The 12119-nt window shown below is 41.2% G+C and carries 13 protein-coding genes; 9 read left to right on the top strand and 4 right to left on the bottom strand.

Annotation, left to right across the window (positions count from 1 at the left end):
• Nucleotides 1–143 precede the first annotated feature (143 nt).
• Together rpsD and msrC are read right to left on the bottom strand one after the other, a co-directional pair.
• Entirely contained in the window at nucleotides 144–746 is a 603-nt protein-coding gene (rpsD, locus tag ACY8DT_RS00375) for a 30S ribosomal protein S4 (protein ID WP_462420996.1), read from the bottom strand.
• A 224-nt stretch (nucleotides 747–970) separates the two neighbouring features.
• A complete protein-coding gene (gene msrC, locus ACY8DT_RS00370; protein ID WP_462420995.1) occupies nucleotides 971–1441 on the bottom strand; it encodes a free L-methionine (R)-S-oxide reductase MsrC in 471 nt (156 codons plus the stop codon).
• Nucleotides 1442–1546: 105 nt separating this feature from the next.
• On the opposite strand from msrC, the gene ACY8DT_RS00365 reads away from it, so the two are divergent.
• The 3 genes from ACY8DT_RS00365 (at nucleotide 1547) to thiI (ending at nucleotide 5639) form a co-directional block, all read left to right on the top strand.
• Nucleotides 1547–3241 carry a septation ring formation regulator EzrA gene (locus ACY8DT_RS00365; RefSeq protein WP_462420994.1) on the top strand — a complete coding sequence of 565 codons (1695 nt, stop codon included), beginning with the start codon at nucleotides 1547–1549 and terminating at the stop codon, nucleotides 3239–3241.
• A 71-nt stretch (nucleotides 3242–3312) separates the two neighbouring features.
• Nucleotides 3313–4440 carry a cysteine desulfurase family protein gene (locus ACY8DT_RS00360; RefSeq protein WP_462420993.1) on the top strand — a complete coding sequence of 376 codons (1128 nt, stop codon included), beginning with the start codon at nucleotides 3313–3315 and terminating at the stop codon, nucleotides 4438–4440.
• Nucleotides 4437–5639 carry a tRNA uracil 4-sulfurtransferase ThiI gene (gene thiI / locus ACY8DT_RS00355; RefSeq protein WP_462420992.1) on the top strand — a complete coding sequence of 401 codons (1203 nt, stop codon included), beginning with the start codon at nucleotides 4437–4439 and terminating at the stop codon, nucleotides 5637–5639. Before ACY8DT_RS00360 ends, thiI begins: the two co-directional genes overlap by 4 nt.
• 24 nt (nucleotides 5640–5663) lie before the next feature.
• Here thiI and ACY8DT_RS00350 read toward each other — a convergent pair whose 3' ends face one another.
• The gene (locus ACY8DT_RS00350; RefSeq protein WP_462420991.1) at nucleotides 5664–6464 is read right to left on the bottom strand and encodes an NAD kinase; all 801 of its coding nucleotides are present in this window, start codon (nucleotides 6462–6464) and stop codon (nucleotides 5664–5666) included.
• Nucleotides 6465–6550: 86 nt separating this feature from the next.
• Here ACY8DT_RS00350 and sppA point away from each other — a divergent pair, with 86 nt between their 5' ends.
• From sppA to ACY8DT_RS00320, 6 genes are all read left to right on the top strand, one after another.
• Nucleotides 6551–7555 carry a signal peptide peptidase SppA gene (gene sppA, locus ACY8DT_RS00345; RefSeq protein WP_462420990.1) on the top strand — a complete coding sequence of 335 codons (1005 nt, stop codon included), beginning with the start codon at nucleotides 6551–6553 and terminating at the stop codon, nucleotides 7553–7555.
• Between the two features lie 11 nt (nucleotides 7556–7566).
• Nucleotides 7567–8160, top strand: coding sequence for an RDD family protein (locus ACY8DT_RS00340; RefSeq protein WP_462420989.1), 594 nt, complete (start codon nucleotides 7567–7569; stop codon nucleotides 8158–8160).
• A complete protein-coding gene (gene tpx, locus ACY8DT_RS00335) occupies nucleotides 8135–8632 on the top strand; it encodes a thiol peroxidase (RefSeq protein WP_462420988.1) in 498 nt (165 codons plus the stop codon). Before ACY8DT_RS00340 ends, tpx begins: the two co-directional genes overlap by 26 nt.
• Before the next feature lie 72 nt (nucleotides 8633–8704).
• Nucleotides 8705–9619 carry a class I SAM-dependent methyltransferase gene (locus tag ACY8DT_RS00330; RefSeq protein WP_462420987.1) on the top strand — a complete coding sequence of 305 codons (915 nt, stop codon included), beginning with the start codon at nucleotides 8705–8707 and terminating at the stop codon, nucleotides 9617–9619.
• Between the two features lie 8 nt (nucleotides 9620–9627).
• On the top strand, nucleotides 9628–10821 hold the full coding sequence (locus ACY8DT_RS00325; RefSeq protein WP_462420986.1) for an acetate kinase: 1194 nt from the start codon (nucleotides 9628–9630) through the stop codon (nucleotides 10819–10821).
• A gap of 163 nt (nucleotides 10822–10984) precedes the next feature.
• A complete protein-coding gene (locus tag ACY8DT_RS00320) occupies nucleotides 10985–11413 on the top strand; it encodes a hypothetical protein (protein WP_462420985.1) in 429 nt (142 codons plus the stop codon).
• A gap of 64 nt (nucleotides 11414–11477) precedes the next feature.
• Here the strand turns inward: ACY8DT_RS00320 and ACY8DT_RS00315 are convergent, their stop codons facing one another.
• Entirely contained in the window at nucleotides 11478–11987 is a 510-nt protein-coding gene (locus tag ACY8DT_RS00315; protein ID WP_462420984.1) for a universal stress protein, read from the bottom strand.
• Nucleotides 11988–12119: the final 132 nt, after the last annotated feature.

Here is a 12119-nt window from a genome sequence, read left to right as displayed (position 1 = left end):
TTTCTATTTGAAGGAAAAATAGGAAGGTTGATTTCAGGTATATCAATATTGGGCCAAATTTCTGGATCTGTCTTATAAACTGCATAAGAAAAGACCTGCAAACATTGATATGTCTGCAGGCCTGGATTCATTTAAACAACTTATTATCTTGAGTAGTACTCAACGATAAGCTGTTCGTTGATTTCAGCAGGTAACTCTGAACGTTCAGGGAAACGTACGAAAGAACCTTCCATTTTATCTTCATCGAAAGTCAAATAGTCAGGAATGAAGTTGTTCACTTCAATTGCTTCTTTGACGATATCCAAGTTACGTGATTTTTCACGAAGACCGATAGTCTGTCCTGGTTTCAGGTGGTATGAAGGAATATCCACACGCCCACCGTCCACTGTTACGTGGCCATGGTTGACCAGCTGACGGGCCTGGCGGCGTGTACGGGCTAAACCTAACTGATATACAACCGCATCCAGACGTGATGCAAGAAGAATCATGAAGTTTTCACCGTGAACACCTTTTTGTTTACCAGCACGGTCAAAGATCGTGCGGAATTGACGTTCATTGATTCCGTACATATAACGTAGTTTCTGTTTCTCCTGAAGCTGAAGACCGTATTCTGAAATTTTCTTTCTTTGAGTCGGTCCATGGTCACCTGGTGCGTACGGACGACGTTCCAACTCCTTACCCGTACCTGTCAGGGAGATACCTAGACGGCGGGATTTTTTCCAAACTGAACCTGTAAAACGAGCCATAATTGACTCCTCCTTATTGTGTTTTATTTATGCAATAAACATCATAAGGTAACAACCGCCCATATGGGTATATGATTTAAAGTGTCTTCGCCTCATAGCATTGGTTACGCAACACATACCAACTACCGGGAACCACATACTGACATATAATGATTGTAAGCTACTTAATCCGTTCATTTACACAATAGCTTATTCTACATAATATCTATATGGAAGTCAAGGTGTCAGAGGTACTTCTTTAAAATATCAACAAAGCCGATCAATCCTGTGCGGTCTTCTTCACTGAATCTCTCGTAGAAAGGCGAGTCGATGTCAAGCACGCCGACCGGTTCATTGTCTTTATAGATTGGAACGACAATCTCAGATTTGCTGTTTGCATCACATGCTATATGACCGGGGAATTCGTTTACGTTATCAACGACGAAAACGTCATTGCCTTTGAATGCTGTACCGCAGACACCTTTGCCATTATCAATCCTTACACATGCAGGGAGTCCCTGGAACGGTCCCAGGACCAGCTGGTCCGATTCTTCTTCAAATAAATAAAACCCGACCCAATTGATATCTTTCAAATAGAAATTGAGCAGGCTTGCAGCATTTGATAAATTTGCAATTCTGTTTGTTTCATCTTCGAGCAGGCTCTGTAAAGTCTTGTTCAATTGTTCATAATCTGTAATATTTGTCGCTGTGAACATGTATAATCACCTTTATTCTTCAATTTAATTATAAATTATATAATTATCTGTTTTTTGTTTCAAGCTTTTAGGCTATAATTAGTTATATGTTTAGGAGGTAAGTGTATGATGGTCTATATTCTTATCGGAATAATAATTTTGGCCGCAATAGCAGTGGCTCTAGTACTTTATATCAGAAATACAAAATTAGAAGATTTAAATAATAAATATCATCGTCTGGAAGAAGTTAAAACACTTCCTTTTCAGGATGAATTATTTAAAATCAAAGATTTGAATTTACATGGTGAAGCGAAAGAACTTTATTCCGGATGGCAAAAAGAATGGCAGTCTTCTTATAATGAATCGGTGGATGAATCGAAATTATTGCTTGAAGATGCAAAAATGGATTTAACAAAGTTCAAGTTCAGTGACAGTAATGAGAAAGTCAATCATGCTGATGAAATTTTGGATTCTGCTGAAAACAAGTATGAGCAGCTGAGCGGTGAAATTGATGAGTTACTACAGGCCAATGAAGAGGCGATGATCGCCCGCGCTGAAGCTGAGAAGATTCATCGTGAAGCGAAAAGAGATGTGCTTGCAAGTGCATACCAGTTCGGTGAGGCCGAAGGACCGCTTGAAGAGCTCATTGACAGTTTTGAGCCGGAAATCAATGAGTATGATCTGATGAAGAATGCGGGGAATTACGTCAGTGCGAACAAGCATATTGCTGAAGTGCACAGCGACCTTGTAACTTTAAAAGAAAATATGGAAGATATCCCACTGTTGATCAGAGAAGTCCAAAAAGACTTGCCTGCCCAGTTCCAGGAAATCAGATTCGGCTGCCGTGATCTGAAAGCGGACGGTTATGATCTGGAACATATAAAAGTTGAAAACAAATTATCCACATTGAAAGGAAAGCTGAATCTCGTTGAACCGTTGATTTCAAGACTGGATTTAGATGAAGCGCGTAAAATACTGGATGACATCAACAATAACATTGATGATATTCTGGAGCTTATCGAAGTTGAAGTGAAGGCGAAAATCAAAGTAGATGAAGATCAGCCCCGGGTAACGGATGAATTATTCCATGCAAGAAATTCCAACTATACACTCAGGACTGAAATCCATTATTTGAAAGACCAGTTCTATATAAATGATACTGATATTCATTCCATTCAAAAGTTTGAACACGAAATTGAAAGTCTGGTGGATATTTATGACGAAATCGTCACTGAAATGTCCAAGACTAATGCCAGATACAGTGAAGTGGAGAACAGGATTTCTCATATCAAGGATCAGATCATTGAAATTAATGATGAGCAGGAACAGATTCAGGAGCATCTTGTCGACTTAAGAGATGATGCTGAAGAGGCTCGGGAAAATGCATACTATATTCAGGATAAAAAAGAGAATATTTACCGAAGATTAGTCGGCTCCAATCTGCCTCATGTGCCTGAAAGATTCGTCATAATTAAAAACGATCTTGATATTGATTTAAGAAATATCGAGCAGTATTTCAGTAAAACACCTTTAAATGTCCAGTACATCAAGGATAAGGTAAACCAGACCATGATGGAGTTGAATAAGTTCGAACAGGAATCATTTGAACTGCTCCGTGATGCAGAACTGACAGAAGTCATGATCCAGTATGGCAACAGATACAGAAGAGATGACCACGACTTTGACGCTGAAGCACGCGAAGCTGAAAGGATGTTCCAGGAAAGCAGATACAAGCGATCATTGGAAATCATTAAATCAGCACTTGAAAAAGTTGAGCCCGGCGCAGCAGCCAAAATTGAAAATGAATTTGATGACGAGTAGTTTTATAAGTGAATTGAAGTGACTTAGAATATTAATATTCTAAGTCCTTTTACATGAAAGGAGAGATTTATTTGCATTATTTTGATAATGCTGCAACGACGAAACCGGCTGTAGATGCAGTGAATACTTTCAATAAAGTGAATGAAAAGTATTATTTCAACACTCGAAGCATCCATCGTGCAGGGCGGGACAGCGAAAAGCTGCTGGAAGCATCAAGAAAGCAGGTGCTGGATATATTCGGACTGCCGAATCATCACTGTGTATTCACTTCAGGTGCGACAGAAAGCAATAATATCGCAATACAGAGTACGCTCAACAGAAAGAAAAAGTTCGGCAATACAATCCTCACGAGCCAGATTGAACATCCAAGCGTAATCAATGTCCTCGATCATTATAAATCAGAAGGATTCAATGTCAGATTCATCAGGACGACTGCAGAAGGCAGAATAGATCTCGAACATTTAAAAACATTGATGAATGGAGATGTCATTTTCGTCACTGTCATGGCAGTCAATAATATTGTCGGCACAGTCCAGCCGATTGAAGAGGCAGCTGAAATCTTGAAAGAATTTCCTAAAGCACACTTCCATGTTGATGCCACTCAGTCGGTCGGTAAGGTCAACATTAATTATGAAGATGTGGATACACTGAGTATATCCGCACATAAATTCCACGGGGTAAAAGGTGCAGGCGCTTTGATTGCTAAAGAATTGAAATCAATGTCACCGGTGTTCTACGGCGGCGGACATGAAGGAAATGTACGGAGCGGTACTGTCAATTTACCGGCGATTGCCGCAATGGCGAAAGCATTGAGGCTGAACCATGAAAGTGCTGATGATAACTATACGAAGATCAAAAACTTTAATCAGTCAATCCGGCATGCATTGGAAGATTATAAATCGATTGTCATCCAGCCGGGAGACGTGCCACATATATTAAACATGTCATATGTGGGTGCAAAAGGTGAAGTTGTTGTAAATGCACTGTCTGAAAAGGATATTATGGTTTCAACGACGAGTGCCTGTGCATCGAAGCTTGCAACATTGAATGAAACACTGACAGCCATGGGGCAAAATGTCGAAGTCATCAATGGCAGTATCCGGATTTCCATGTCGCAGGATACTGAGCAGGCAGATGTCGATATGCTGATAAAAGGATTAAAAGAGGTATATGAGGAAATAGGAGATGTTTTAAAATGAAATACGATCACATATTGGTCCGCTACGGTGAGATGACATTAAAAAGCAGAAACAGAAAATTATTCGTCAATGCTCTCCGAAAGAGAATGGACAGAGCGCTTGAGGGCATGGATGTGGATATAAGATCAAACAGGGATCGTGCATACATCGTCATCAACGATGAGGATGCCTATGAAGTCATTGATAAATTGAAACTGATCAGCGGTATTTTAAGTGTTTCACCAGTAGTAAGAATCGAGAAGACTGAAGAAGCGATGCAGGAGACTGCACTGCTTTTTGCGAAAGATTTTGAAGCAGATAAAACATTTAAAATAGAAGTCAAAAGGGCGGATAAGAAGTATCATTTAAAAACGCATGACATACAAAATCTGCTCGGCAGTCATATATTGGAAAACACAGACCATTTGACTGTAAATGTTAAAAATCCCGACCACCAGATTACGACAGAAGTGAGACTGGATGCGCTTTATATGTATCATGATTCGGTGAAATGTCTGGGCGGACTGCCGCTCGGCACAGGCGGTAAAGCTCTGCTGATGCTTTCAGGCGGTATTGATTCACCGGTTGCCGGGCTGGATATAATGAAGAAAGGTGTGGAAATTGAAGCGGTTCACTTCCATTCGCCGCCTTATACAAGCCCAGAGGCCACGGACAAAGTGAAACAGCTCGTCGATATCATGAGTGAACGCACAGGTTTTGATATTAAACTGCATATTGTGCCGTTTACAGAACTTCAGACGGCTTTATATGATCGTATACCGGATAATCTTTCAATGACTTCGACAAGAAGGGTGATGCTCAGAATTGCAGAGAAACTGGCGGTGAAAATAGACGCAGAAGCAATTGTCAACGGAGAGAATCTGGGGCAGGTGGCTTCACAGACTTTGACGAGCATGTATGCAATCAATGAAGTGACGAACTTTCCGGTGCTGCGACCACTGCTGACACTCGAAAAAAATGACATCGTCAATATGTCAAAGCAGTTCGGCACATATGAAACATCCATACTGCCTTTTGAGGACTGCTGTACAATCTTCAAACCGAAGTCACCGAAAACGAAACCATCTCTTGAAAAGGTGAAACATTTTGAAGAGCGGGTGGATTTTGAACCTTTGATCGATAAAGCTGTGGCCGGCATAGAAACATATACACCTGACACAGAAAAAGAAGTGAGGGCAGAATTCAAGGAATTATTATAAAGAGTAAAAAAGAAACTTCCTGTTTTACAGGAAGTTTCTTTGTGCTTTATGCCAGAAAGTATTGTTCGGCAGTCTCAGAGTTTTAATGACTCTGTCTGCCACACGGATCTGGACCTGTTCCGTATTTTGCAGACTGAGCGCCTCGTTATCCAAAGACATGATCGGATAGTAATCTTTATTCTTGTCGATCATCAATGTAAGCGGACGGTCCTTATTCAAGAGGAAACTTGTTCCGAGTGTACGGTATTTATTGTTGTTGACACTGGCGAGCTCTGTGACCTGGATGGCTTTCACCAAAGGATCCACTACGGCGCCGCCGAGCGATTTGTTGTATCCGGTCGAACCGGTCGGTGTACAGACCAGAACGCCGTCGCCATGAAATTGTTCGAATAAAAAGTCATCGATATAAATATCCATCATGATTGTCTTGACGATGCTTGAACGGAGTGTGAACTCGTTTAAACAGAAGCTCGGCTGGTCATCATTGATCTTCACTTCAATTGCAGGATAGTTGCGTACTTCTGTCTTTTCGGAAGTAAGTGAATCCGTGATCAGATGGCTGTTTTTGTAGTCGAAATCGACATACATGTAATCATCTTTTTCAATCGCGATGCCGATATACACACAGTCATCTCTGAATCCGGTTTTTCTGACAGCCTGCAGGAAAGTGCCGTCACCGCCAATGGCAGCGATTAGGTCTGCCTCTTCGCTGGTTCTCACTGTGTTGATGCCGATATTATTAAATACTTCTATCAAGTCTTTTCTAATTCTTTCTGTATCTTTTCCAAAAGGGTCAAAGAAATAGACATTTTTAAACTTATTCATGAGACGCACCCCTTAATTCTATTTGACTACAACATCTATATGTTATCATAAAAATGGCAATGGATTAAATATTAGGGAGTGTTTTTATGAAGCGTATCATAGCGGCAGTAATTGCAGCGACGCTATTGGTATTTGGAGTTTTCTTTTCAATTTTTACCAATTTATGGGCAAGTGATTTTCAGGAAACATTTGATCAATTTGCAGGAGGCGAGTTCCCGCCCTCACAGGTTGTTGAGCAGGGTGACCTGAACAGTCAGATCGCAATGATCAATATTGAAGGCACGATGATTGATACAGGCAATCAGCAAAGCATGTTTGCTTCAGAAGAATATAACCACCAGCTGATCATCGAGTCATTGAAACAGGTTATCGAAGATGACACGATCAAAGGAATTCTTTTAAATGTGGATTCACCGGGCGGTGGTGTATATGAATCGGCGGAAATACATAAATATCTTGTACAGGCTAAAGAAGCCGGCAAGGTCATTTACAGTTCGATGGGCGGCATGGCTGCTTCAGGCGGTTATTATGTGTCCGCACCGGCCGACCAGATTTTCGCATCAGAAGAAACGATGACAGGTTCTATCGGTGTCATCATGCAGGCAATAAACTTCCAGCAGCTTGCTGAAGACCTCGGTATCGAGTTCAACAGTTATACAAGCGGAGATATGAAAGAGATGCTGAGCTCCACAAAAGATCCGAGCGAAGAGGAAGAAAGATATGTTCAGGGCATGGTGGACACCATGTTTGACGACTTCGTACAGGTTGTAGCAGACGGACGCGGCATGAGTGAAGAGGAAGTGAGAAATGTTGCTGACGGACGCATTTATCTTGGTGAAGATGCAGTCGATAACGGGCTTGTCGACCAGCTTGGCCATATTGAAGACGCAACAGCGGCATTAAAAGAAGAAATCGGCGGCAATCCGCAAGTCATAGAATACGGCTACTCTAATAATTTCGCGAGCATCAACTTAAGTTATGGTGTTGAAAGCATCTTCGGCGAAATCACAGGGCAGAATGATATCGCACGGGTTGAACAGATGATCAACAACCGTCAGGGACTTCAGCCTATGTACTTGTATGACAGATAAGGAGGGATAATATGGAGAGTGCACAAAAAAATAATGTACGATACCAGCCGGCACAAAGTACTTTGGCAGATAAGCTGGATTACATGTCCAGCGCTTCATTCATGGGCCGTGCAGTGGCATTTATCATTGATATACTTGCTATTTGGGGCCTCAGTCAAATCATTGTTTATCCTGTTATCCAATTATTGGGTATAGGTGATTTATTCTTCCTGGCTCCCGCGCTCAGCGTTGCAAATATTCTAACCGGAATTTTATATTTCGCATACTTTGTACTGATGACGCATTTTACACAGGCGACTCTTGGTAAGATGGTGACGGGCATCACGGTATTGAGCAGGGATGGCAATAAACTAACATTCTCGCAGGTTATTTTCCGCGAGCTGGTGGGGCGCTATATCAACAACTTTTTATGGTATCTCCCGTATCTGGTCGTACTGTTTACAGAACGCCGTATCGGACTGCATGATTACTTTGCAGATACGTATGTCGTCAAGAATAGTTACAATCAGTATAAAAAAGAGATAAAAGAGCGTATAATCAAAGATGAGGAATTTAAATATCAGGAGGATGATTTGTACAATGACAGAAGTCACGTTTCAAGGTAACCCGGTAACAGTCAGTGGAAATGAAGTCAAAGTTGGAGATACTGCACCTGATTTTACAGTTTTAAACAATAGTCTGGAAGAAGTGAGCCTTTCTGATTATAAAGGGAAAAAGAAATTGATCAGTGTGGTGCCTTCCCTTGACACAGGTCTTTGCAGCACACAGACTAAAAAGTTCAATGAAGATGCGGGCTCGGTGGATAACTCTGTTGTCATCACAATTTCAAACGACTTACCGTTTGCACAGGCGAAATGGTGTGCAGCTGAAGGCATTGAGAATGCAATCACGCTCAGCGACCACAAAGATCTGTCATTCGGCAAGAACTACGGTACCGTGATGGATGAGCTGCGACTGCAGGCAAGAAGTGTGTTCGTCATTGATGAAAATGATAAAGTCGTGCACGTTGAATATGTTTCAGAAGGTACAAACCCGCCGGATTACGATGCAGCAGTGGAAGCTTTAAAATCTTTATAAGATATATTATAATATTCAAAAAGGGACTGTTCGACCACGGGCAGTCCATATTTTTATGTGAGTAGGGATAAAATGGCAAAGAGTAATTTGGAAGAAGTCTATCAGTTGATTGTAGATGAAACAGAAGCTGTCTTGAAAGATAACAGTGAGATGCCCAGAATCGAAGCATTGATGGAATCTTTGCTGACACTTCAGATTGATGACGGCAAATATGAATATGCGGACTTGAGGAAAGCGGTTCAATTTGCCTACCTGTATCAGCTGAATGTAGAAAGTGTTCAGGCGAACCATCAGCTGACTCCGGATTCGATTGGATATCTGATCGCACACCTGGTAGATCTATTCAAAGAAAAAGATCATATCAACCTGCTGGATGCCGGCAGTGGAACAGGGCATCTGTCCATGACAGTCAAAGAGCATGTGGATGAGGTGAACTTCCACGGTGTTGAAGTGGATCCCGTACTGTCACGCTTCAATGTCGCGCTGTGTGACTTTTTAAAAGTTCCGATGGATATATATCCGCATAACATCATTGAACCTGCGAAGCTGGAAAAAGTGGATATAGCGATCGGTGATCTGCCAATCGGATATTACCCTCTGCCTGTTGAAGGTTTTACAACGGCATTCAAAGAGGATAAAAGCTTTGCTCATCTGTTGATGCTTGAAGCGGCCATGGGCCATGTTGAAGATGATGGAATCGGTATCTTTGTAGTGCCGTCGAATATTCTTGAAGACAATAATGAAACGATCAAAGAGTATATTTCAACAGAAGCGACATTATTGATGTTTCTAAATCTACCGAACACTTTATTCAAAACAGAAAATATGCATAAATCGATCATTGTATTGAAAAAAGGATATAAACCGATAGAGGATATTGAAGTGCTTATCGGGGATGTACCGGATTTCAAAAATGCAGAACAGATGAAATTGTTCCTGGATAGAACGGACACATGGTACGAGACTTATACTAGTAAGAAAAAGTAGGTGGGATTGTGACTAAAATTATAGCGATGAATGCAGGGAGCTCTTCATTCAAGTTTCAGCTCTATGAAATGCCCGAGGAAGTTGAGATTGCCAAAGGTATGGTCGAAAGAATCGGGCTCAGGAACGGCATACTATCAATTACGATAGATGGTAATATAAAAGTCCAGGAACGTGATTTTGACAATCATGAAGATGCAGTCAATGCGCTTCTTGATGAACTGCTCAGATTGAAAGTGATCAATGATATCAACGATATCATTGGCTCTGGGCACAGAGTGGTCCACGGCGGTGAAACATTTGAAGATTCAGTGCTGATCACTGATGAAGTGGTGAAAAAAATTGACGAACTGAGTGAGTTGGCACCGTTACATAACCCAGCGAACCTGATGGGAATCAAAGCGTTCAGAGAACAGCTTCCGGATGTGCCGCATGTTGCAGTATTTGATACATCCTTCCATCAGTCAATGCCGGAAAGTTCTTATTTATACAGTTTACCTTACAGTTATTATAAAGATTACGGCATCAGAAAATATGGGTTTCACGGCACGAGCCATAAATACGTGACCAAAAGAGCGAGTGAAATGCTCGGCAGACCATTGGAAGAACTGAGACTGATCAGCTGTCACCTGGGTAATGGTGCGAGTATCGCAGCTGTAAAAGGCGGCAAGTCGATAGATACGTCAATGGGCTTCACACCACTTGCGGGAGTGACCATGGGTACACGTTCAGGAAACCTCGACCCGGCACTGATTCCTTATATAATGGAGAAAACCGGTAAAACGGCGACAGAAGTGCTGAATGTACTGAACAAAGAATCAGGGCTGCTCGGCGTCAGCGGGTTCTCCAGTGACTTAAGAGACATCGAAGAAGAAGCTAAAAATGGAAATTCACGTGCAGAACTGGCACTGAATGTCTTTGGCGAAAGAATCCATAAGTATATGGGCTCATACGCAACCAGGATGGGCGGACTTGATGCGATCATCTTCACAGCAGGCGTCGGTGAGAACTCCGATGTCATCAGAGCAAAAGTTGTTAACGGGTTGGAGTTCATGGGTGTTTATTTCGATGAAACGATGAACGATGTCAGAGGACAGGAAAAATTCATCAACCATCCGTATTCACCGGTGAAAATCATTATCATCCCGACGAACGAAGAGCTGATGATAGCAAGAGATGTCATGAGAATTACAGGGATGGAATAAAATGATCGCGTCTGTCAAACATGTTTTGGCAGGCGTGTATTTAGTTTATGCTGAAATTGAGCGGGTATACGATTAACGATCAGTCATCTATGAGAATATTTAATATGTGCCTTAATATTATATGAACATTGTTTTCAGAATATATTATGTGAGGTGGATGAATATGAATAGAGAAGAAATTGTTAATTTATATGAGAAAAATCTTGATGTGGACAGCGCTGAGGCCGAACAGAACTATTCGGATTGCAGGAAGCTGCTTGATAGAATACTTCATGAAGTTGAAGATTATAAGAAGAGTCTGGAAGCTAAAGGGATAGAATTAGATGTCAATCAGAGAGAAAAGAATCTGAAGGCGACCGACTTCGGTCTGAATACCTTTATTAGTGTAGCGGGCATCAATGAAAATATAGAACTCCTTTTCAGAAAGAATATGATGGAATTTGAACTGAATGTCCGTGATACGACTTATCTGTTGCCGGTGGATAAGGCTACTGATGATGAAGTCTATGTAGTAGAGGATACACAGGAAATAAACAGCATGGGCTACAGCGAATTCGTGGATATGGTGATGCTGAAATTGCTGGGTGAATAAGCGCAGCGATAAATATATAAATTAAATAAGACATTAAAAAAAGCCCCTGAGGGGCTTTTTTGTCTTACTCGATATTCTCTTCGCTTTCAGAAACAAGTTCTTCTGTAGCAACTGTCGTTTCAAAGTCTTCCGGAATGTTTTCAGTTCTGACGACCAAGACATCAATGTGAGCATGTCTTACGATTGCTTCCGATACTGAACCGACGATGAAACGCTCGACTGCGTTCAGACCGGAGGAACCACATATGATGACGTCGGCACCGGTTTTTTCAACTGCTTTTTTTGGAATGATAGCTTTTGGTGAACCATAGTCAATGATTTTATCAACTTCAGTAATCCCTTTTTCAAAAGCCAACGCTTCATAACCGTCTAATAATTTTTTAGCAAACTCATTCGCACGATCTGATATTGAACGGTCGTAGGCTTCAACTGATGCAAATGAGCGGGTATCTATAATGTTAATGATACTGAGCTTTGCATTATTACGCTTTGCCGCTCCTAATGCTTTGTGGAAAGCCCACTCTGCTTCTCTGGATCCGTCGACTGCGATTAAAATGTTTTTGTATTCTATCATAATTTGAAACCCCTTTCATGTTAGGTTGATAGAGTATCTCTTCCTTATCTATATTATAACTCGAATTATGAATATTAACAATAATCTATAACTATAAATCATGACGAATTTAGGAACTCATGATACAATTGA

It is taken from the genome of Salinicoccus sp. Marseille-QA3875 (genome assembly GCF_054950095.1).
This window is presented reverse-complemented; position numbering and strand designations above follow the sequence as displayed.